At 71.0% G+C, this 21,847-nt stretch carries 19 protein-coding genes; 7 read left to right on the top strand and 12 right to left on the bottom strand.

What is annotated here, in order from left to right:
* Positions 1-14: 14 nt before the first annotated feature.
* The 7 genes from JYJ93_RS05755 to JYJ93_RS05725 all read right to left on the bottom strand — a co-directional run bounded on the left by JYJ93_RS05755 (position 15) and on the right by JYJ93_RS05725 (position 7,206).
* A complete protein-coding gene (locus tag JYJ93_RS05755; RefSeq protein ID WP_206787118.1) occupies positions 15-608 on the bottom strand; it encodes a hypothetical protein in 594 nt (197 codons plus the stop codon).
* Entirely contained in the window at positions 605-1,435 is an 831-nt protein-coding gene (locus JYJ93_RS05750; RefSeq protein WP_206787116.1) for a DUF692 domain-containing protein, read from the bottom strand. Before JYJ93_RS05750 ends, JYJ93_RS05755 begins: the two co-directional genes overlap by 4 nt.
* Positions 1,436-1,439: 4 nt before the next feature.
* Positions 1,440-2,282 (bottom strand): methyltransferase domain-containing protein, encoded by an 843-nt coding sequence (locus tag JYJ93_RS05745; RefSeq protein ID WP_206787115.1) that lies wholly within the window; start codon positions 2,280-2,282, stop codon positions 1,440-1,442.
* A 21-nt stretch (positions 2,283-2,303) separates the two neighbouring features.
* Positions 2,304-4,433, bottom strand: coding sequence for a carbohydrate binding family 9 domain-containing protein (locus tag JYJ93_RS05740; protein WP_206787114.1), 2,130 nt, complete (start codon positions 4,431-4,433; stop codon positions 2,304-2,306).
* Entirely contained in the window at positions 4,430-5,740 is a 1,311-nt protein-coding gene (locus JYJ93_RS05735) for an MFS transporter (protein ID WP_206787113.1), read from the bottom strand. Before JYJ93_RS05735 ends, JYJ93_RS05740 begins: the two co-directional genes overlap by 4 nt.
* The gene (locus tag JYJ93_RS05730; protein WP_206787112.1) at positions 5,737-6,360 is read right to left on the bottom strand and encodes a hypothetical protein; all 624 of its coding nucleotides are present in this window, start codon (positions 6,358-6,360) and stop codon (positions 5,737-5,739) included. The genes JYJ93_RS05735 and JYJ93_RS05730 overlap by 4 nt, the downstream gene beginning before the upstream one ends.
* 567 nt (positions 6,361-6,927) lie before the next feature.
* The gene (locus tag JYJ93_RS05725) at positions 6,928-7,206 is read right to left on the bottom strand and encodes a PqqD family protein (protein ID WP_206787111.1); all 279 of its coding nucleotides are present in this window, start codon (positions 7,204-7,206) and stop codon (positions 6,928-6,930) included.
* A gap of 249 nt (positions 7,207-7,455) precedes the next feature.
* Here JYJ93_RS05725 and JYJ93_RS05720 point away from each other — a divergent pair, with 249 nt between their 5' ends.
* Together JYJ93_RS05720 and JYJ93_RS05715 are read left to right on the top strand one after the other, a co-directional pair.
* A complete protein-coding gene (locus JYJ93_RS05720; RefSeq protein WP_206787110.1) occupies positions 7,456-10,125 on the top strand; it encodes a GAF domain-containing protein in 2,670 nt (889 codons plus the stop codon).
* Between the two features lie 109 nt (positions 10,126-10,234).
* Positions 10,235-11,101: a hypothetical protein gene (locus JYJ93_RS05715; RefSeq protein WP_242543679.1), complete on the top strand. Its 867-nt coding sequence runs from the start codon at positions 10,235-10,237 to the stop codon at positions 11,099-11,101.
* Here the strand turns inward: JYJ93_RS05715 and JYJ93_RS05710 are convergent, their stop codons facing one another.
* Both JYJ93_RS05710 and hemL read right to left on the bottom strand, forming a co-directional pair.
* Complete coding sequence (locus JYJ93_RS05710) at positions 11,102-13,684, bottom strand: serine/threonine-protein kinase (protein ID WP_242543678.1); 2,583 nt, start codon at positions 13,682-13,684, stop codon at positions 11,102-11,104. It abuts the gene before it with no gap.
* Positions 13,668-14,963, bottom strand: coding sequence for a glutamate-1-semialdehyde 2,1-aminomutase (gene hemL / locus JYJ93_RS05705; protein WP_206787109.1), 1,296 nt, complete (start codon positions 14,961-14,963; stop codon positions 13,668-13,670). The genes JYJ93_RS05710 and hemL overlap by 17 nt, the downstream gene beginning before the upstream one ends.
* A gap of 233 nt (positions 14,964-15,196) precedes the next feature.
* On the opposite strand from hemL, the gene JYJ93_RS05700 reads away from it, so the two are divergent.
* The 5 genes from JYJ93_RS05700 (at position 15,197) to JYJ93_RS05680 (ending at position 19,930) form a co-directional block, all read left to right on the top strand.
* Positions 15,197-16,225, top strand: a complete 1,029-nt coding sequence (locus tag JYJ93_RS05700; protein ID WP_206787108.1) for a hypothetical protein — start codon at positions 15,197-15,199, stop codon at positions 16,223-16,225.
* The gene (locus JYJ93_RS05695) at positions 16,215-17,078 is read left to right on the top strand and encodes a hypothetical protein (protein WP_206787106.1); all 864 of its coding nucleotides are present in this window, start codon (positions 16,215-16,217) and stop codon (positions 17,076-17,078) included. Before JYJ93_RS05700 ends, JYJ93_RS05695 begins: the two co-directional genes overlap by 11 nt.
* 7 nt (positions 17,079-17,085) lie before the next feature.
* The gene (gene gloA, locus JYJ93_RS05690; RefSeq protein ID WP_206787105.1) at positions 17,086-17,472 is read left to right on the top strand and encodes a lactoylglutathione lyase; all 387 of its coding nucleotides are present in this window, start codon (positions 17,086-17,088) and stop codon (positions 17,470-17,472) included.
* A 184-nt stretch (positions 17,473-17,656) separates the two neighbouring features.
* On the top strand, positions 17,657-18,985 hold the full coding sequence (gene mgtE, locus JYJ93_RS05685; protein WP_206787103.1) for a magnesium transporter: 1,329 nt from the start codon (positions 17,657-17,659) through the stop codon (positions 18,983-18,985).
* Positions 18,986-19,006: 21 nt separating this feature from the next.
* Positions 19,007-19,930: a hypothetical protein gene (locus JYJ93_RS05680; protein WP_206787101.1), complete on the top strand. Its 924-nt coding sequence runs from the start codon at positions 19,007-19,009 to the stop codon at positions 19,928-19,930.
* On the opposite strand, the gene JYJ93_RS05675 is transcribed toward JYJ93_RS05680, so the two are convergent.
* Genes JYJ93_RS05675 through JYJ93_RS05665 form a run of 3 tightly spaced genes read right to left on the bottom strand, consistent with a single transcriptional unit; the run spans position 19,931 to position 21,844 of the window.
* The gene (locus tag JYJ93_RS05675; RefSeq protein ID WP_206787099.1) at positions 19,931-20,680 is read right to left on the bottom strand and encodes an SDR family NAD(P)-dependent oxidoreductase; all 750 of its coding nucleotides are present in this window, start codon (positions 20,678-20,680) and stop codon (positions 19,931-19,933) included.
* Between the two features lie 16 nt (positions 20,681-20,696).
* Complete coding sequence (locus tag JYJ93_RS05670; protein WP_206787097.1) at positions 20,697-21,617, bottom strand: tetratricopeptide repeat protein; 921 nt, start codon at positions 21,615-21,617, stop codon at positions 20,697-20,699.
* Positions 21,614-21,844, bottom strand: a complete 231-nt coding sequence (locus JYJ93_RS05665; protein ID WP_206787095.1) for a hypothetical protein — start codon at positions 21,842-21,844, stop codon at positions 21,614-21,616. The genes JYJ93_RS05670 and JYJ93_RS05665 overlap by 4 nt, the downstream gene beginning before the upstream one ends.
* Between the last annotated feature and the right edge of the window lie 3 nt (positions 21,845-21,847).

Here is a 21,847-nt window from a genome sequence, read left to right as displayed (position 1 = left end):
GCGCACGGGGCACCTCAAGGTGACGGCAGCTCGCGCGTCATCACCGCGGGCAGGCCCGGCACCTTGAGGTACTCCACGCGCGTGGGCTTCGGCTCCACCAGGGGCCAGCCCGGCGCGTCCAGCGCGGCGAGCAGCGTGAGCACCGGATGGTCGAAGGACTCCACGAACACGCCTGACGCCGGCATGGGGGTCAGCCCCCACGCGAGCGACAGGCGCAGCCGTTCGCACCGGGCCAACTGAGGCACGTACGCGGGGAGCTTCGCGTGCTTGCCCGTCTCCAGGAAGTGGCAGTACGCGATGGCCTCCTCGCGGTTGAGCACCTCCGGCGGCACGTCCTGGAGGAAGCGCGCGCGAAGTGGGCCCAGCTCCGGCCGCTTCGCTTCATCCACCCAGGGGAGCTGCTCGCGCACGCGCTCGGTGCGGTGGAAGTCCATCATCCGGCCAGCGCGCTCCACCACCACCGGCTCCACCCGCTGGAGGGCCTCCGCTTCCAACGGCGTCAGGTCCAGCGGAGCCAGGGCCGTGAGAGCGTCGCGGCGCCACGCTTCACGGAAGCGGGGATCCACGTGCAGCCGCGCCAGGACCTCCAACGTTCGTGGGTAGCTCATGCCGCGCTCGCACCGCAGCGCTGGAGGATGGCGCGCGCACGAGCCAGTTCCTCCACCAGCCGCGCGAACGGAGGAAAGCCGCTGTCCATCTCGAAGTTCACCCCGCGCACCGGGCTTCGTGGCGCCACGTATTCCAACAAGCGCCACACCTCTTCCGGCGACGGCGCGGAGTGGCTGTCCAATCTCAACCCCTCCATCGTGACGCCGCCCGCCAGGTGCACCTGCACCACGCGCTCCAAAGGCAGACGGTCCAGGAAGGCATACGGGTCGAACCCGTGATTGACCGCGTTGCAATGGAGGTTGTGCAAGTCCAGCAGCAGCCCGCAGTCCGCGCCCTCCACCACGCGGCGCAGGAACTCCGCTTCATCCAGCGTGTTGAGCGGCGTGTGGAAGAGATACGCGATGTTCTCCACCACGAAGGGCACGTCCAGGTCCGCCTGCGCCGCCTTCACGTTGCGCACGCACGTGGCCACCGCCTCCTCCGTCAGCGGCACCGGCGTCAGCGCGCGCAGGGGCAGGTTCCCCACGCGCGTGAAGCACAGGTGGTCTCCGTGCCAGACGCTCTTGGTGACGTGACGGATGCGCTTCAAGCCGTCCCGGTAGCCGGGCGCGTCCACGCCGTCCGAGCCCACCGACAGCTCCAGGCTGTGGCCCACCAGCGGGTAGCGCTTCGCGAGCAGCTCCAGCCGCCGCTCCGAGTCCGGCGTGAGCGGCAGGAAGTGCTCGGGCGTCACCTCCAGCCAGTCCACGCCGGGGTTGCCGCGCGCCAGGTGCGGATTGAGGTCCCAGCGATAGCTGAGCCCCACGCCCAGGAAGGGAAGGCCCATGGCTTCAGCCCTTGCGCCGCGCCATCACCTGGAAGTGCTGTCCCAGGACGGCGAAGCCCTCGTGCGCCAGCTTCTCCTGCAACGCCAGTATCTCCTCGCGCGCGGCCCACGCGTCCCACGGCTTCTCCGCGGTCCCGCCGTGCGAGGCCGCCATCGCCTTGAGCATGTCGAAGAACATCACCGGCTTGCCGAAGATCTCCAGCAGCTCCGCGCCCGCGTCCGCCACCGCGCGCTCCAGCTCGCGCACCGTGAAGGCGTGCACCGGCAGGCCATACGGGCACGTGGTGCGGCCGTCGTGGAGCGTGCGGAAGGCCTCCTGCGGCTTGCCCATCTTCAGGTAGCCGGAGAACGCCTCGTAGCGGTTGTCCACGCCCAGCACCACCGGCGCGCCCGGCTTCGCCACGCGCACCAGCTCCTTCACCGCGCTCGGGTACGCCTCCAGGCAGTACGACACCGGGTCGCCTTCGCAGAAGACCAGGTCGAAGGCCGCGTCCGGCAGCTCCAGCGCCGCGACGTTGCCCTCCACGAAGCTCACCCGGTCCAGCAGGCCCTTCGCGGCGAACTGCGCCCTGGCGCCGTCGAGCATGCCCGGAGAGATGTCCAGCACGGTGACGTGGTGACCTGCCTCCGCGAAGCGCGTGCCGAACTTGCCGCCCCCGCCGCCCGCGTCCAGCACGCGCCAGGCCGTGCCGTCCTTCGGCAGGAGCGCCTCCACGGGCTTCCAGGTGAGGTGCTCATACGTCAGCCAGAACAGCTTGATGGCCGTGGCGTCCGGCGCGCCCTGGTCGTACTTCGGGGACACCTCGTCGTAGCGGCGCTTGAGGCTCTGCGGATCGGCGGAGGTCATGCGGATGGCCCTTGGGACAGGTCAGTAGTTGAAGGAGATTTTCGAGAGGATCCGCCGCTCCTGGGAGCCGCCGAAGGGCTGATCCGTGTAGACGAGGAAGATGTCGCTCCACTGGCGGTAGTGCCACCCCACCATCGCGTCCAGGAACGTGCCCTTCACGGAGTTGTAGTCCGCCAGCTCGTACACGCCGCCCTTCTGCAAGGTCAGGCGCGCGTAGAGGTCCGGGCTGAAGTGGTAGCGCAGCTGCGCGTAGCCGGAGAAGCTGTAGCCGTCCCCGGACGTGCCGTAGAGGTCGCTGTTCGTCGGCACGTTGAAGTTGCGCGTGTAGAAGCCGCTGAAGCGCGCGACGATATGCGGTCCAATCTTGATGTTCGCCGCGCCGTTGAAGCCGCGGATCTCCCCGCCCAGGAAGCGGCCGGCGACGGCGGTCAGCGTGTAGCTCTGCCAGTCGTGCGGGAACAGGGTGAAGCCGAACGTGCCCAGCCGGTCCCGGAAGCCCAGGTTGTCGTCGTAGATGCCCTCCAGGTAGAGCGCGAAGTCGTGGTGCAGGTAGGGCTGCACGTTGAGGCGGTTGCGCCAGCGCGTGCGCTCGTGCTCGTGGTTGCGGCGCCACAGCGAGTCCCACGTCACGTCCAGCCGGGGCAGGAAGCGCCACCCGGGGAACGGGTTCAGGAACAGGCGCGAGTTGTAGCCCTGCTTGTCCACCACCGGCGTCCAGCCCAGCGGGTTCGCGTAGTTCTTCCCGATGTCCTCGAACTGCAACCAGAACTCCGACAGCGTGTCGAAGCGGTGCAGGCCCACGTGGTACGCGTCCGAGTCCTCGTTGCCCAGCGGGCTCCAGCTCTTCAGCGCCTGCGCCTGGATGAAGAACTCCTCGAAGAGGTGGAAGTTGCCGTCCACGCCCACCGTCTGGAAGTCCGAGTCCCCGAACAGCCCGCCCCGCCCGCTGCGGTTGAGCGCCACCACGGAGATCATCGACCGCTTGCCGATGTCCTGCTGCAAGCGGATGACGCCGGAGTTGACGTTCTCGAAGACCTCACGGCCGTTGGCGTCCCGCCCGGTGAGGTCGCGGTGCTGCACGTCCATCATCGAGAAGCTCAAGCCCCCCAGCTTGCCGGTGAGCTGCAGGCCGCCCCACACCCGGTCATGCGGCCGCAGCGCGATGCGGCGCGAGGTGAAGACGTTGATGGGCGCGATGAAGAGGTGCTCGCTCTCCGTGAAGAACGCGCGGCGCTCCGGCAGCAGCGGCATGTCCGTGTCCAGCAGGAGGAAGCTCTGGTCGGCCTCCGCGTCGCTGAAGTCCGGGTTGGCGGTGAGCTTCACCGCCAGCCAGGGCGTCGGGTCGATGCGCGCGTCCGCGCCCACGTTGGGACGGAAGACGCCCCGGTCGTCCGTGGTCTTGAGCGCCACCGTGGTGGCCACGTACGGGGTGATGCTGAAGATGCTGCGCGGCTTGATGCCCTTGAGCCCCTCCAGGTGCGGATAGCGGCTCACCTTCGCGCTGTTGACGCCGTCCGGCGTCCAGTTGCTCCACTCCTGGTTGCGCGACTGCTCGCGGTCCAGGAGCATGCCGAAGGAGATTTCGTCCTTCGTCTCGAACTGGAAGTTGGCGAACGGGATGCGCACCTCTGAAATCCACCCGTCCTTCACGATGGTGGACTTCGTCTCCCATTCCCCGCGCCAGTTGGTGGAGAACGCCTCGCCGTCATCCACGATGCGCCCGTCGGTGCGCACACCCAGCGGGTTGGTCCAGAAGTAGTACGCGTTCCGGTGGTCCAGGAACGTGTCCAGGATGATGGTGATGTTGTCCTCCTGGTGGAGGAACCCCTCGTTCTGCACCGTGTAGCCGGTGATGCGCTCCGGCTTGGAGTCGATGCAGTGGAAGAGGAAGTAGAGGTTGTCCTGGTCGTAGAGGATGCGGACCTTCGTGTCGTCCGGCGCGGGCTTGCCGTAGTTGACGCGCGTGAGGTACCAGCCGGAAATCTCCGGGGCCGCCTGCCACGCGGGCTCATCCCCCTTGCCGTCGATGGTGATGGCGTCCTGCGTCCGCGTCGCGGTGACCTTGTACGTCGAATCAGCGTGTCCCAGCGTGGGCACCAGCGCGGCCAACAGCGCGGTGCCCCAGCGACACACGTGGCGAAGGGGGCTCATCCGGGCTCCGAGGTAGGGGTGAGGGCGGCCACGGGGGCCGGTTCAGGCGTGACGTGTGAGGACGCCTCGCGCACGCGCGACACACAGGCGAGCGCCAGCACGAGGGACCCCGATGAGAGAAGGAACGTGCAGCCGATGCCGGCGGCTTGCGCGACGAAGCCGTAGGTGACCGGCGCGAGCACGGAGGCCAGCGCGCCGCAGGCGCCCAGCGCGCCCATGAACCGGCCGCGCTCGGAGGGCGCCGGGGACTGCTCCACCACCAGCGCGGACGCGGAGGAGCGGTGCAGGCCGTCGGGAATCGCCAGCAGCACCCAGGCCCCCACCAGCGTCACCAACGCGGCGCCGTCCGGCAGCCACCCCGCGGCCCCCAGCACCGCCGCCATCACCGCCATGCCCGCGAGGCCCGGCACGATGAGGCCCACGCGCCGCGACAGCCGGTCCGACAGCCGCCCGCCGAAGGGCTGCGCGAACGCGTACGTCAGCCACGACGCCGCCACCAGCGGCCCCACCGCCTCCCGGGGGGCGCCCAGCTCCACCGCGTACAGCGGCAGGTACGTGGGGAACAGCGCCAGCGCGAAGGTGAAGAAGAACTGCCAGAGGAACAGCCCCGCCGCGCCCGGCCGGTCCTTCACGTAGGTGAACGGCGACAACAGCCCCCGGAACACCAGGCCCCACCCCGCGCCACCGCGCACGGCGTCCGCGCGCGGAGGACGCGCCGGTTCGTCCAGCCCCAGGAGCAGCAGGCTGCCCGCGAGGAACAGGCCTCCCGCGAGGAAGAAGGTGCCCGCCACCGACAGCGCGCGGATGACGGCGGAGGACGCGAACAGCGCGGCGACGAACACCAGGTTGGACGTGGCATCCAGCAGCGCGAAGAGCGTGGCGCGCTGCTTCGCGGGCGCGAAGTCCGCCACCATCGCGTTGGACACCGGCGCCGCGCTGCGCGACAGCAGCATCTTGAGGATCATCACGGCGGCGAGCGGCTGCGGGTCGTCCACCAGCGCCACCGCCGGCACCATCAGCGACGTGACGAGCGACAGCCCCACCACGAAGGGCTTGCGCCCATGGCGGTCCGACAGCGCCCCCAGCACCGGCTGCACGAAGATGGGCAGCAGCGCCCCCACCGTGTAGAGCGCGCCAATCTCCTGGAAGCCCAGCCCGCGCTCGCGCAGGTACAACGGCATCACCGGGTTGAGCAGGCCGGAGGCCGCCATGCCCAAGAGCCCCGAGCCCAGCATCACCCTCAGATTTCCCAGCCCCCGCGTCAGCCCGACCATCTCCCGGATGGCGCCCACGCCCTGGCGGATCATCCCCCCACCCCTTCCGCGCCATCGGCTCCGGCGGCGCGAGGCTTCAGCCCCAGCACCGCCTCCACCGCCTTCGTGAGCGTGGGCACCGGCCGCACGTCCAGCGCCGTCAGGGGCGCCGTGTCGAAGGCGCTGCCCTCCGGCACGAACACCGCCACCCGCTCCGCCCGCGGAAACACCTGCTTCACGTAGGCCTGCGCCACGCCCAGCTTTCCCTGGAGGAACTCGCGCGGCGCGGGCGCGAGCCTCTCCCCATGCGCCTCCAGCGCCACGCCCGTGCCCAGGAAGGGCGACGGCAGCGGCAGTCCCGAAAGCAGCGCCACCCACGCGACGAACAGCGGCAGCGACGCGCTCCGGCCATCCAGCGTCACGTTCCGGCCGCGCGGCGAGACGTGCAGGTCCGTCTGCTCCCACGGCAGCGCATAGCGCGCGCGGCCCACCGCGGACAGGTGGCGCGCATGGTCCTGCCACGCGGGGGTGAAGGCATTGCCCCGCGACACGTCCGTCCACAGCCGTCCCTGGCCGGGGCGCACGGACAGCTCCACGGGCACGACGCGAAAGAGCGCGTGTCCGCCGACGTCCGCCTGGGTGAAGAGCAACAACTGCGTGGATGCGGGCAGCATGGGCGGGGGCGTGTCGGCGCTCTTGAGGAAAGACACAGCCGGGAGGAGGACCACAGGCCCTCCTCCCGGCCATGAAACGCGTTACTCCGCGACGACGATCACGCCCATGCCGTTGGAGCAGGTGCACTTGTCGGTGGCGGCGGAAACGCGGACGATCTCGGACTGGATGTACATGGTGGTTCTCCTGGGATGAATGTTTGGGGTTGAAAGCAAGACGACGGAGTGACTACTCCGCGCTCACGGTCGTCGAGGCGATGACCATGCCGTTGGAGCAGGTGCACTTGTCGGACGACGCGGACACGCGGACGATCTCGGACTGGATGTACATGGTGATTCTCCTGGGTGGATTGCTGCGTTCACTGCGGTGAAACATGGCGGAGTGTGGACAGGGGGTCTGACATTGCCTGCCAACACTCCGGTGCTTCATTCCAGCCGTGAAAACACGTCTCACGTCTGGCATCACGCGCACCCGGGGCGACCCGGGCACACGGGATTCCCAAGGCTCGGGACATGGCCCGGCCTGTCCCTCTGACGAGGGCAAAAAGGCGCTTCAGCGGACGGCGAAGGTCAGACGGGGCGCGAGGGCTCGCACAGCCCCAGTTGCTGGAACTGCGTCACGGTGCGTTGGACGTCGGCGCGGATGGCCTCTTCCTGGCCCACGGCGCCCAGCCGGAGCGCCAGCGACGCCACCGCTCCCTCCAGGGACGTGTCGCCCTGGCACAGCTCGAAGATGCGCGCGGCGGTCTCGTTCACCCGGAAGACCTCTCCGCCCTCCGTGTCCAGGAGGAAGAAGGCTTCACCTTGCTGCTGGACGATGACGCCGGAGGCCGCGTGGGGCAGGTTCAAGACATTCCCCTTTGAAACCGCACTGTCACATTTCCATGTTTCTAGGTGTTCTCATAAACCCTGTCAATACATGCAAGGATTCGGGTTGGAATTCATGAGAGGGTTTGAGAACGTGTCGGGTCCTGAAGGGCCGGGCCGGCCCGGCTGTTGTGCGGTGGTGGGCGATTGACGGGCGGGGGTGGCTTCACCGAGGGGGGCCAGGGGTGCGAAGGTAGGGGGGTGAGGAGCACAGAGCGCACGAACCGTCGGGTGGGGACGGTTCCCGAGGAACCGGAGGCGGCGTACCGCCTCTTCGACGACATGCCCCTGGGCGTGTTCGTGCTTCGGGACGGCCTGCTCATCCACGCCAACGCCGCCCTGTCACGCCTGCTGGGCGTGGCGCGCGAGCAGCTGATGGGCAAGCCGGTGACGGCGCTCCTGTGGGAGCCGGGGCCCATGGAGGACCCGGCGGATCGGCTCGCGCGGCGGCTGGGTTCATCGCCCGTGGCGGGCACCTACGAAGCGTGGCTGCACGTGGGCGCTGGCGGGCTGCGCGTGGAATTGACCGTGCATCCGCATGCCAGGGATTGGGTGGTGCAGGTGCGCGATGTGACGTCCCGCGTCCGGCGCCGCATGGTGCTGCGGCGGCTGGCGGAGCTGGGGAGCGCGGTGCGCGCGCTGCACTCCGAGGACGCGGTGCGCGAGGAGGTGTTCCGCGGGCTGGAGGCGCTGGAGCTGGGCTTCGCGTGGCTGACGCCCCGGGGCGTGGGCGTGGAGCTGTCCGTGGCGGGCCTGTCCCCCCGGCTGGTGCCGCACGCGCCGTCCCTGGGAGGCCGCGTGCGGGTGGAGGCCCCGGGCGGCTGGGCGCCCGCGCTGGTGCGCACCTGGCGCGAAGGCGACGCGTGGGTGGAGGACCTGGGCGTGGAGGCGTCCCGGTTCGTCTCCGAAGCGCGCATGGACGCGGTGCTGGCGGTGTTCCGGCGCGTGGAGACGCACCGGGCGGTGGGCGTGCGCATCGACGTGGAGAACGCGCCCATGGCCATGCTCGTGCTGGCCTCCGACTGGTTGAGCGAGGAGGACGTGGCGGCGGTGCGGCTGTTCGGCCAGCAGGTGTCCTCCGCGCTGGACGCGGCGCGCACCATCCAGCGGCTGAGCGTGCGCGCGACGGCGCTCACCGCGCTGGGACGGCTGGCGTCCCAGGCCGCGTCCGCGCCCCACCCGCGCGCCTTCTTCGGCTCCGGCACGGAGGAAATCTCGGGCCTGCTGGGCTGTGACGCCGTGTGCCTGCTGCTGCCCGCGGACATGCGGCACGAGCCGGGCGAGCCCCTGGAGCTCGTGTACGCGCGCGGCCTGTCCGAGGACGCGGTGGCGCGCGTGCGCCGCGCGCGGCTGGGGTCGCTTCCCCGTCCGGGCGGGATGCCGGACGCCGTGCAGGTGCTGGACGCGGAGACGTGTCCCGCGCCCACGCGCGACGCGCTCCGGGCGCTGGCGTTCCAGACGCTGGTGTCGGTGCCGCTGCGGGTGCGCTCGCGCGGCGTGGGCACGTTGAGCGTGCTGTTCCACGCGCGCCGCCGGCTCACCGCGCTGGAGGTGGAGACGCTCCAGGCCATGGGCACGCACTTCGCGGCGGCCATTGAGTCCCACCGGCTGCTGGACGAGGTGCGCGGCCGGGCGGAGGACCTGGCGCTGATGCACGAGGTGGGCAAGGCGCTGGCGGCCACGCTGGAGCTGGACCGGCTGCTGGCCACGGGCGTCACCAGCCTGGCGCGCATCGTGGACGTGCCGGACGCGTACGTGCTCCTGCCGGATGCCCAGGGGAACCGGCTCGCCGTCCGCGCGGCGACGGGCGGCCACCCGGAGCTGGTGGGGCGCCACGTGTCGCTGGACCCGTCGACGAACTCGCTCGCGAGCCAGGTGTTCCGCACGCGCCAGCCGATGCGCGTGGAGGACGCGCGGCTGGAGACGCGGGCGGACGAGGAGCTGCGCCGCGCGGCGGAGGCCCAGTCGTACATGGTGCTGCCGCTCGCCGTGCATGACCAGATGGTGGGCGTGGCGGTGATGGTGGAGACGCGCCGGCCGCGCCGCTTCACGCCCTCCGAGCTGGAGCGCGCGGACGCCATCGCCAACCAGCTGTCGCTGGCGCTGGAGGGCGCGCGGCTGGTGGAGGACCTGAAGCAGAGCTACGCGGAGCTGGCGCGCGCGCAGGAGCAGCTGGTCAACCGCGAGCGGCTGGTCGCGCTGGGTGAGCTGTCCGCGGTGGTGGCCCACGAGGTGCGCAACCCCCTGGGCGCCATCTTCAACTCGGTGGCCACCATCCGCCGCATCATCGGGCCGGAGAGCCCGGCCATCCCGCTGGTGGACATCGTGGGAGAGGAGGCGGACCGGCTCAACCGCATCGTCGCGGACCTGCTCACGTTCGCGCGGCCTCCGTCGCCGCACCTGTACCCGGTGTCGGTGACGCAGCTCTTGGAGGAGGCGGTGGGCAGCGCGCTCTCCGACGTGGGCGGCACCTCGCCGCCGCCGGTGCGGGTGGAGTGGGTGATGGAGGAGGACGTGCCGTCGGTGACGGTGGACGAGCGGCTCATCCGCCAGTGCTTCCTCAACGTGGCGCTCAACGCCGTGCAGGCCATGCTGCCCCAGGGCGGCACGCTGCGCGTGGCGGCGCGCAGGGCGTGGATGGACCGGCCCGGCGTGCAGGTGGAGATCAGCGACACGGGGCCGGGCATCCCGGCGGAGCTGCGCGTGCGCGTCTTCGAGCCCTTCTTCACCACCAAGGCCCAGGGCACCGGGCTGGGGCTCGCCGTGGTGAAGCGCATCATCGACTCACACGTGGGCCAGGTGTCGCTGGACGCGCCGGAGACGGGCAAGGGCACCATCTTCCGCCTCTTCCTGCCGCTGGAGCCGCCGGTGGCGCCGAACCTGCCCCTGACGGGCGCGTGACGTAAACGCTCGCGGGGAGGAGTGAACAGTCCCCCGCTCGAAAATCCCCTCCGCGCGCCCCGGTCGCGTCTGCTGCCGGCCTCGAGGATGCACTCCCCAGGGGAAGACCATGCGCGCGTCGCGAGTCGTGGCAGGAATGGTGGCGTGGCTGTTCGGGGTGGCGGGCTCCGCTGACGCGGCGGAGGACGCGCCGCGCAAGGAGGAGCCGCGCGTGGAGCTGCGCGCGGTGGCGGAGCTGGGCTTCCTGGACGTCCTGTCGCACAGCCTGCGCCAGGGGCGCAACGGGACCATCTTCCGCTTCCCGGAGGACGGCGGGCAGGACAACCTCTACACGTTCGTGCGCCTGAGCGCGGAGCTGTCCCTGCGCGGGCGACACACGCTGGTGTTCCTGGTGCAGCCGTTGGACCTCCAGACGCAGGTCGTGCTGCGGCGGGACGTCACGATTGACGACCTCACGTTCCCGGAGAACACGAATCTGGACACGCGCTACGCGTTCCCGTTCTACCGGGCCAGCTACCTCTACGACCTGCTCGGCGGCCCCGAGCGGGAGCTGTCCGTGGGCGCGTCCCTCCAGCTTCGCAACGCGACGTTCGTCTTCACGTCCGCGGACGGCACCCTGCGGCGGACCAGCCGGGACGTGGGGCCGGTGCCGCTGCTCAAGGTGCGCGTGCGCTGGCCGCTGGGGCCGAACTGGTGGGTGGGGCTGGAGGCGGATGGCAGCTACGCGCCGGCGGCCATCATCAACGGCGACAGCGACTCGGCCACGACGGGAGCGCTGCTGGACGCGAGCCTGCGCGGCGGCGTGCGCGTCACCGACCAGGTCGACGTGTTCCTCAACCTGCGCTACCTGGGCGGCGGCGCGCGGGGCACGTCGGACGACAACGACGACGAGTTCGGCGACGGCTTCACGAGCAACTGGCTGAACACCGCCACCGTGTCGCTGGGCGTCCAGTACCGGCTGCCGGCGCTGGATTGATCAGACGCCGCCTTCGCCGCCGTTGAGGAAGAGCCACATCACGCCGAAGCCCAGGCCGCACGCCAGGGCCACCACCACGAGCATGACCCAGAAGCGGTGCTGGGGCGGGATGGGCCACAGGCCCTGGAGCGGATTGCCCCCCGTGGACTTCGGCTTCGCGGGCCTCTTCTTGCCGCGCTTCTGGGCGGCGAGCTCTTCCTCGCGGCGCTTCAGCTCCGCTTGCCGGAGCGCCTCCGAGATGTCCATGTCGTAGCCCACGAGCGTTTCGCGCGTCTTGGTCCGCACCTGCATGGGGCGCGTCTCGTGGGGCCGCTCGTCCACGGCGGGGGCCTTGCGGCGCGGGGCCTCCTTGGGCGCGACGTAGGGGGTGGCCTTCTCGTCCAGGTAGGCCGGCATGTTGCCCGTCGTCTGGGACAGGGCGCCGAAGATCTTCGCGGCCTCCAGGGCCTCGGTGGCCTCGCCCGAGCCCTGCGGCGTCCAGGGCAGCGGCAGCTCGTCCTGGGACATGGGGCGGGTGGCGTCCGGGAAGGCTTCCGCGGGGCGCGCCTGGGGGGCGGCGCCCGCGGAGGTGGCGGGGCGCGACTGCGGCGCGGGGCCCACGGAGGTCTGGGGACGCGGCTGCGGAGCGCGCGGCGCGGGGGGCGCCTTGGAGCGGCCGGGCTTGTCGACGTCGGTGCCCTCATCGTCCGCGTCGTCGTCCGCGTCCGGGCGCGAGGTCATGGGCGAGGCGCCCTCGGTGGCGTCGTCCTCGCCGGAGCCCGGGGTCCAGCCGCCCTTGCCAGCGGCGGGCAGGCCCGTGGCGCTCTTGCGCGCGGGCCGCTCGTTGGTGGTGGAGTCCTCACTGCCTGCGCCGGGAGTCCAGCCCGGGCGCGAGGGGCGGTTCTGCATCGGTGAGTCCTCCGGGGCCGGGGGGGGCCCCTCACTGTGAGACGCTCGAAGGTGTGTAACGGAGTCTTTCGCGTCCGCGTCCGGATTCCAATCCGGCCGAGGCGGTTCTTCCGCCGGAGCCTGCCTGCCCGAAGGCGACTCCGCGGGCGCGGGGGTGCGCTCACCCGGGTCGGTGGTGTCCTCGGAGCCCGGTCCCCCACGGGGTTCCAGCGTGGCGGGAGACTCTTGAGGGGTGGCCTCGTCCTCGCCCGGCCCGGGCGTCCATGGCGCGGCCCCCGGCGAGGATGAAGGGGCCGTGGCCGCCTCTGGCGTCTGGGGAGGAAGTCCCGGCGTGGTGGGCTCCGCGGCGCCAATGCCTGGCAGCCAGGCATCCATGGTGATTTCCAGGTTGTGCAGCCGCGCCGGAGGCGCCTTGCGCGGCGGCTCCGCCGCGTCACCAGACTCCGCCCGCGGCCGTTGCGCCTCCGCCGCCGCGCGCAGCGCCTGCTCCACCTTCGCCGCGTCCAAGGCCTCGGTCTGCTGCCCCACGGTGGCGTACTCGGGCGGTGGTGGCCTCGCGGCGCCCGCGCCCTCCGCCTGCGCCACCTTCGCCGCGTCCAGCGCCTCGGTCGCGATGTCCTCCTGCGCGCGGAGCGCCTCCGCCGCGTCCACGGCCCCGGGGGGCGCGAGCACGGACGGAAACTCCTGACGCGTGTTCGCGCGCTCGGGCTGCTCGCGCAGCAGGTCGTCCAGCATCTGCTGCTCGATGACCTTCTCGCGCGGGAAGGCCGCCGACATCAGCCGCACCAGGTCCTGATCCGTCACGTTGGGCGCCAGCTTCTCCTTCAGCGCACCCAGCGCCTCCGCCATGGCCGTCGCCGTGGGGAAGCGGTCGTTCGGCTCGGACGCCAGCGCTCGCGCCAGGAACGCGTCCACCGCGCGCGGCAGGTCCGGCCGGTAGCGCCCCGCCGGCTCCCACTGCGGATAGGCCGCGCGCCGCCAGCGCTCCAGCGGGTCGCCCCGCTGCGACAGCGGCTTCCACGAGAACAACTCCCACAGCACCACGCCCACCGCGTACAGGTCCGCCCTCCGGTCCACCGTGCGCTTGCGGGCCTGCTCCGGCGCCATGTACGTGAGGTTGCCAATCACCACGCGCGGCGCCGTCTGCTGCTCCTTCAGCGTGGACTGCGCCGCGCCGAAGTCGATGATCTTCACCTCGCCCGCGTAGCTCACGCACACGTTCGCGGGGGACAGGTCGCGGTGCACCAGGTGCAGCGGGTGCCCGGCCTCGTCCGTCGCGTCGTGCGCGTACGCCAGGCCCTCGCACAGCCGGATGCCCATCTGGAGCAGCGGCCCCAGGGGCATCATCCGCTGACGTTGCCGCAAGCGGTACGCGAGCCGGCTGAGCGTCTTGCCCAGCACGTACTCCATGGCGAGGAACAACTGCCCGTCCACCTCGCCCATCGCGTACACGCGCGCGATGTTCGGGTGCGCCAGCCGCACCACCACGCGGGCCTCGTCGCGGAAGCGGCCCACGAACTGCCGGCTGTCCACCAGCCCCGGCAGCACCTTCTTCACCACCACCGCGCGCCGCACGCCCTCCTCGCGCGCGAGGAAGACCTCCCCCATCCCCCCGGCGCCAATGCGGCGCACGAGGGTGTAGGGGCCGAAGCGCATGGGCCCGCTCAGGGCCTCGGGTTCAACGGGCGTCGCCAAGCGCGCGGAACGCCTTGCGGGCCGCGGCGAGCACGTGCGCCACCTCCGGCTCGCCGATGGCCAGCGACACGAACGCCGCCTCGAACTGGCTGGGCGGCAGGTACACACCTTCTTGCAGCATCGCGTGGAAGAAGCGCCCGAATTTCGCAGTGTCCGCCTTCTTCGCGGACGCGTAGTCGAACACCGGCTCCGCCGTGAAGAACACCGTGAGCATGCTGCCCACGCGGTTCACCGTCACCGGCACGCCCGCCGCCTTCGCCTCCGCGCGGAAGCCCTCCTCCAACAGCAGACCCAGTTGCTCCAGCCGCTGGTACGTCCCCGGCGCCGCCAGCGCCTTCACGCACGCCATGCCCGCCGCCACCGCCACCGGGTTCCCGGACAGCGTGCCGGACTGGTACACGGGGCCCTCCGGCGCCACCTTGGACATGATGTCGCGCCGGCCGCCATACGCGCCCAGCGGCATGCCGCCGCCCACCACCTTCGCCATGGTGGTCAGGTCCGGCTTGAGCCCGTACAGCTCCTGCGCGCCGCCACGCGCGAGCCGGAAGCCCGTCATCACCTCATCCAGCACGAAGAGCACGCCGTGCTTCTGGCAGAGCTTCTGCAACCCTTCGAGGTAGCCGGGGCGCGGCACCAGCACGCCCATGTTGCCCACCACGGGTTCGATGATGGCGCAGGCGATGTCCTGGCCCTTCTCGTTGAAGATGCGCTCCACGGCCTCCAGGTCGTTGAAGGGCGCGGTGAGCGTGAGCGACGCCAGCGCGGCCGGCACGCCCGGCGAGTCCGGCAGGCCCAGCGTCTCCACGCCGCTGCCCGCCTTCACGAGGAACGGGTCGCCCGCGCCGTGGAAGCAGCCCTCGAACTTGAGGATGTAATCGCGGCCGGTGAAGCCGCGCGCCACTCGGATGGCGGCCACCGTGGCCTCCGTGCCGCTGGAGACCAGGCGCACCTTCTCCACCGAAGGCACCGTGGCGCAGAGCAGCTCCGCGAACTCCACCTCCGCGGCGACGGGCGCGCCGAAGGTGGTGCCGCGCCGCGCGGCCTCCAGGATGGCCTCCACGATGGGCGGGTACGCGTGGCCCAGGATGAGCGGGCCCCAGCTGCCCACCAGGTCCACGTAGCGGTTGCCGTCCACGTCGGTGAGCCACGCGCCGGAGCCCTCCTTGAAGAAGACGGGGTCGCCTCCCACGCCACGGAAGGCACGCACTGGAGAGTTCACGCCACCCGGGATGCGCGCCTGCGCACGGGCGAAGAGGGCCTGGCTTTGAGCGTGTTTCATGGCCGGTTCCATAACACGCGCCCCGGCGTGCCTCGCCGCCACTCTTCGGATGCCTGGCCGCTACCGACCCCACACGACGTCCAGGCCCTTGGGGCACGACCAGGCAGGGTCCCTTCCCGCCAATATTCACTGGAGATACATTTTCACTATTGAGTGAATCTGTCCCAGGAATGAAAATCCAGTTCCCAAGCCATTGGATTTCCTAAACATCCACGAGCCATTGCGAGCGAAAGATGTCCGCCATCCTCCATCTTCCTCCCAGGCTGATGTCCTGGCTGCCGGCGCGCCCCTGGCTCCAGGTGCGCGGCGCGGCGCGCCCGTCCCTCGAATGGGAGGGCCGCGAAGTGGCGACGTTCACGCTGCTGGAGGCCGCCTCGGGCCTCCGTGTGGACCAGTTGCCGCTGCTGCTCGGGGCGCATCGTCCCGCGACGGCGCGACCGTCCCGGGACCTCCCCTTCGTCGTCGGCCCCTGGCTCAAGAAGGACGTTCGCGACGCGCTGGAGGCGCAGGGGGTCGGCTACCTGGACTCGCGCGGCCATCTCCACCTGCATGCCCGGGGAGTGCTCCTCCACATCGAGGCGGAGCGCACCGCTGCGCGCGAGAAGCCCCCGGGCACCGCGACCCTTGGCGTGCATGGCGTCCGGGCCGTGCAGGTGCTCCTCCAGGGGGAACAGCCGCTTTCCGTTTCCCGGTTCGCGGAGCAGGCCTCGGTGTCTCTGGGGCAGGCCCACAAGCTGCTGACCTGGCTCGAACAGTTGGAGCTGGTCCGCGCGGAGGGCAGGGGTCCCGCGAAACGACGCACCGTCCGGGATCGGACCGGACTGCTCGACTGGCTCGAGCGGCAGGCTCCCGCGACACGCAGGGAGCGCTCCCTGCACGTGGCCCTCTATGCGCGGCGTCCCGAGGAGCTTTGGCAGCAGACCCGCACGCGGCTCGGCAAGGCCGGCATCGCCCATGCACTCACGGGGTCCGCGGCGGTCAGCATGTTTGGCGTCGGGCCCACCAGCGTCCCCGTGTCGCGCATCCGCATCTCACCCGAGGTGCCCCTGGACCAGGCAGCGAAGCACCTGGACGCGGAAGTGACGGAGCGAGGAGCGAACCTCATGTTGATCCACGACACGGGCAGGGTCGGCACCTGGGCATCCACGTCCCGGGATGGCGTCCTGCTCGCGCCGCCCGTGCGCATCTATCTGGACGTCCGCACGGAGCGCCGGGGCGAGGACCTCGCGCGGCACTTCCGCGAGGAGGTCCTTGGTTACTGAAGGCGGACACCTGGGCGAGTACGACCCCTCGGTCCGCTCGGCCCTGCTCGCGGAGGCCGTACACGTCGTGCGTGCGTTCGGCTTCGCGGGCGCCCATGTCGTCATCATCGGCGGCCTCGTCCCTTCCCTGCTCGTCCCCGAGCCGGGTCCCGGCTTCGAGCCCCACATCGGCACGCAGGACCTCGACCTTTGTTTGAGGGTCGCGCTCGTGGAAGGCGAGGTGGGGCACTACGAGCGGCTGGAGCAGACGCTGAAGGCCGCGGGCTTCCGTCCGCATCCTCATTCGAGCTGGCGCTGGAAGGGAGGCGTCACCCATCCCCTCACGGTCGAGTTCTTCTGCCCCCTGGCCCCCGGACGCGAGGCAGGCCGGTTGTACCGGCCCGGGGGTGTCGTGGGTGGAAAGCTCTCCGCGCTGGTCCTTTCCACCGGAACCCTCATCGACCGGGACTTCGTCGAGAAGGAGGTCGTCGTCGCGCTTCCGGGAGGCGGGGGCCGCACGCGCCAGCGCCTGAGGGTCGCGGGTCCAGCCGCCTACCTCGCCGCGAAGGTGGACGCCCTGCGAAACCGGCTCAAGAACAAGGATGCCTACGACATCGTGTGGATGGTCGAGTCATGGCCCGGAGGACAAACCGGGCTCGCCCTCGTCATCCGACAAAGCCCCATCCACACGGATCCGCTGTTCCAGCAGGCCCTCGTCGCCCTGGCCCAGGAGTTCGCGGACCTCGACGCGGCGGGCGCGCGGAAGTACGCCCGCTTCATGTCAGCGCCAGGTGTCGACCTGGATCAATCCGCCCGGCGCGCGAGCAGCGCGGTGAAGCTGCTGCTGGCGGAACTCTCGGCGCCGCGGTTATAGCCACCGCATGCGCATCCTCCACACCATGCTCCGTGTCGGCGACCTGGAGAAGTCGCTCGACTTCTACACCCGCGTGCTCGGCATGACGCTCCTGCGCCGCCAGGACTACCCGGACGGCCGGTTCACCCTCGCCTTCGTCGGCTACGGCCCGGAGGACACCCACCCGGCCCTGGAGCTGACCCACAACTGGGACACGGCGAAGTACGAGCTGGGCTCCGCCTACGGCCACATCGCCCTGGGCGTCAGCGACATCCACGCCACCGCCAACGCCATCCGGCAGGCCGGCGGCAAGGTCGTCCGCGAGCCCGGCCCCATGAAGCACGGCACCACCGTCATCGCCTTCGTGGAGGACCCGGACGGCTACAAGGTGGAGCTCATCCAGCAGAAGCGCTGACCTGGCCCCGGGGTGTCCTCCCGTGAACCCGTGGACACGGGGGGCATGGGCAGGCAGGCGGACGGGACTTTCCGCTCGATGTTTCGCGCCTTCCGCTCGCCGTGTCCCCGGGAGGGGTGTAGAGAGGCCCGCGCGCGATGCAGCGAGGCGCGCACCCTCCCCCTCTTCTTTCGAGGCCGTCGTCATGGTGGAGAGTCCCCAGAGCCAGAACGCGCTGTCCCCCGACGAGCTTCACGAGGCGTGGGCCGTGCTCTCCGTGGACGAGCGCCTGGAGGGCTTCCGCCTGCTGCCCGCGGCGGTGGCGGACGACTTCTTCCTGGGACTCAGCGCGCGCGAACAGGGCGAGCTCATCCTCAGCCTCCCCCCGGCCGAGCGCCGCACCTGGGTCCGCCTGCTCCCCCCGGACGACCTGGCCGACCTGGTCCAGGCCGTGGAGCCGGAGCAGGTGGACGCCATCCTGTCGCAGCTGGACGACGCCAGCCGCCGCGAGGTGAACGTCCTCCTGGCGTACTCGGAGGACGACGCGGGTGGCCTCATGAACCCGCGCTTCGCCCGCGTGCGCCCGGACATGAGCATCGACGAGGCCATCGGGTACCTGCGCAAGCAGGCGCGCGAGAAGGTGGAGACCGTCTATTACGCGTACGTGCTGGACGCCGAGCAGCGGCTGCAGGGCGTGCTGTCCCTGCGCCAGCTCTTCCAGGCCGCGCCGGACAAGCGCGTGGCGGACGTGATGATTCGCGACGTCATCACCGTGGCGGAGAACACGGACCAGGAGGCGGTGAGCCGCACCTTCTCCGAGCACAGCTTCATGGCCATGCCCGTGGTGGACGAGCAGCGGCGCATGAAGGGCATCGTCACGGTGGACGACATCGTGGACGTGGTCCAGGAAGAGGCCACGGAGGACATCCAGAAGGTCGGCGGCATGGAGGCCCTGGACGCGCCCTACTTCGACGTGGGCTTCATGGCGATGCTCAAGAAGCGCGCCGGCTGGCTGATGGTGCTCTTCCTGGGGGAGATGCTCACCGCCACGGCCATGGGCTACTTCGAGCACGAGATTGCCCGCGCCGTCGTGCTGAGCCTCTTCATCCCGCTCATCATCAGCTCCGGCGGCAACTCCGGCAGCCAGGCCACCACGCTCATCATCCGGTCGCTGGCGCTGTCGGAGATGCGGCTGAAGGACTGGTGGCGCGTGGCCCGGCGGGAGCTGACCACGGGCCTGGCGCTGGGCGCGGTGCTGGGCATCGTGGGCTTCCTGCGTGTGATTGCGTGGCAGGCCCTGTTCCACAGCTACGGCGACCACGCGATGCTCATTGGCCTGACGGTGGGCGTGTCCCTGGTGGGCGTGGTCATCTTCGGCACGCTGTCCGGCTCCATGCTGCCGTTCATCCTGCGGCGCGTGGGCTTCGACCCCGCGAGCGCGTCCGCGCCCTTCGTGGCCACGCTGGTGGACGTGTCCGGACTCGTCATCTACTTCACGGCCGCGAGCCTCTTCCTGAGCGGAACCCTGCTGTAGTCGGCGACGCTCCCGGGTCCCATGATTCCCACCACCCGCCGGCGCACGCTCACCCTCGCGGCGCCCGAAGCCCCCGGCCGTCCCGCGCATGTCTCCGCCGCCAGCGGCCTGGTGCGCGCGGGGGACTGGCTCTACGTCGTCGCGGACGACGCGCTCCACCTCGCGGTGTTCCCCGCCACCGGAGACGCGCCGGGCCACACCGTGCGCCTCTTTCCAGGTGAGCTCCCGCAAGGGCACGCGGAGCGCAAGGCCGCGAAGCCGGACCTGGAGGCGCTGTGCCGGCTGGGCCCCTCCGCGTCCTTCGCGCACGGGGCGCTCCTGGCCCTGCCGTCCGGGTCCACGCCCGCGCGGCGCCGGGCGTCGGTGCTGCCCCTGAACGCGGACGGGACGCTCGCGGGTGAGCCGCGCACGGTGGACTGCACGTCGCTCTACACGCAGCTGGAGCGCGAATTGGTGGCGCTCAACGTGGAAGGCGCTGCGGTGGCGGGCAAGCGGCTGCGGCTGCTCAACCGGGGCAACGGCGAGGGCGGCGTGGACGCGCTGGTGGACCTGGACCTGGACCGGGTGCTGGGCAGCCTGGACGCGGGCGTGATGGGGCCGGAGGCCGTGCGCACCGTGCGCCGCTGGGAGCTGGGTGAAGCCAACGGCGTCCGGCTGTCCTTCACGGACGCGTCACCGCTGCCGGACGGGCGCGTGGTGTTCACCGCCACGGCGGAGGCGTCTCGCGACCGCGTGGCGGATGGGCCCGTGAAGGGCTCGGCCGTGGGCGTGCTCGCCCCGGACGGCACGCCCGTGTACCTGGACGCGGTGGACGCGCCCGTGAAGCTGGAGGGCGTGGACGCGCGCGTGGAGGGTGGCCGCGTCCACGTGCTGCTGGTGGCGGACGCGGACGACCCGTCGGTGCCCGCGCCGCTCCTGGAAGCCGCGCTGCCCGTGCCGGGCTAGCTACCCGCCGCGCTTCACCAGCAGCGGCCCGAAGGCCTGCACCACCGGCATCATGGAGATGACGTTGATGTTCACGTGCGCCGGGCGCGTGGCCACCCAGTACGCCGTGTCCGCGACGTCCTCGGGCGTGAGCGGCTGGGTCTTGTCGTAGAGCGAGGCGGCCTTCGCGTCATCTCCACGGAAGCGCACGTGGGAGAACTCCGTGCCGCCCAGCAGCCCCGGCTGGATGTCCGTGACGCGCACCGCGGTGCCGTGCAGGTCCGCGCGCAGGTTGAGCGTGAACTGATGCACGAACGCCTTCGTCGCGCCGTACACGTTGCCGCCGGGGTACGGGAACTCGCCCGCGATGGAGCCGATGTTGATGACGTGCCCCCGGTCGCGCGCCACCATGCCCGCGAGCGCCTCACGCGTGCAGTACAGGAGGCCCTTCACGTTGGTGTCCACCACCACGTCCCAGTCCTCCAGCCGCGCCGCCTGCGCGGGCTCCATTCCCAGCGCGAGCCCCGCGTTGTTCACCAGGACATCCACCTGCGCGAAGTCCGCCGGCAGCGAGGCGAACGCCGCCTTCACGGCCGCCTTGTCCGTCACATCCAGCGTCACCGGTAGGAGCCGCTCGCCCAGCTCCGCCTTGAGCGCGTCCAGCCGGTCGCTCCGCCGTCCAGCGGCGATGACGCGCGCGCCCTCCTTCACGAAGCGGCGCGCGATGGCCTGCCCGATGCCCGCCGTGGCCCCTGTCACCAGCACGATCATGTGAATGTCTCCTACGTCAGTCGCCGCGGTCGCGGGCGGCTTCCTCGGCGCTGCCGCCCATGGCTTCCACGGAGGTGCGCGCCTGCTTGCTGCGGTCGAACGCCACCTCCTTCTTGCCAATCCCCTCCACCGTGAGGTTGGCCAGGCGGCGGCGGGCCCGGGCGATGGCGTCCTGCACGAGCGACGGGTCGGGGTGCGTCTTCAGGCACTCCACCCAGGTCTCGATGGCCTTCTCGTTGTCCCCCGCGTCCGCGCGCAGCTTGCCCATCTCGAAGAGGGCGTACGGCGCCAGCTCCGAGTCCGGGAAGCGCGTGCGCAGGTCCGCGTAGGTGCGCAGGGCCTCCTGGCGCTTGCCCTCCACCATGGCCAGCGCCTGCGCCTGGAGGAAGAGCGCGTCGTCCACGTAGGGGCTGGTGGCGAAGCGGTCCGGCAGCTTCTTCGCCTCCAGCTCGCACTGCGGATAGTCCTGGAGTTCGAAGTACGTCTTGGCCACCTGGTACTGCAGCTCCGCGCCCTGCGGCGGGTTGCGGTGCAGCGCGGCGGTGAGCTGATCAATGGAGCCGCGCAGGTCGCGGTAGTGCACCCGCAGCAGCTCCGCCAGGATGATGCGCGCGTCCAGCGACTCCGGCGCCTCCGGGCACTGCTGGATGAGCTGGCGGTAGACGCTCACCGCCTCCTTCACCTTGCGCTGCTCCAGCCAGTACACGTCCGCCGCGCCCTTGAGCGCCCGGGCGCGCATCACCAGCGCCTCCGGGGACTCGTCGCGCAGCAGCATCTCGTAGGCCTTGCGGTACTCCACCAGCGCCTCGTCCGGACGCTTCTCGAAGATGGCGTCGCGGGCGCGCTGCATGTGGTCCACCGGCTTGTCCCGGCACCCCGTGACGGCGAGCGCCCCCACCGCCAGGACGCAGGCCCAACGCGACAGCCGCCGCGTCATTGGCAGGACTCCGGGATGAGGCGCACGCAGCGCGACTCGTCGCAGCGCACGCACTCGCGCTCGGAGGAGACGTCCGTCACGCACACGGAGACGCGGGACGTCCTGGGGCAGTCCTCGGACGTCACGCAACGGTAGAGGCCCCCGTCGGTCCGGGTGATGTCCACCGGCGTCGAGCCGCAGCTCTCCAGGTCGTTGCATCCCAGGAGCGCCGCCGCCGCGACTGCCATTGC

Origin of the sequence: Corallococcus sp. NCSPR001 (genome assembly GCF_017309135.1) — a bacterium.
Lineage (GTDB): Bacteria > Myxococcota > Myxococcia > Myxococcales > Myxococcaceae > Corallococcus.
Note: the sequence above shows the minus strand (reverse complement) of the source record. Positions and strands in the feature narration are given on the sequence as shown.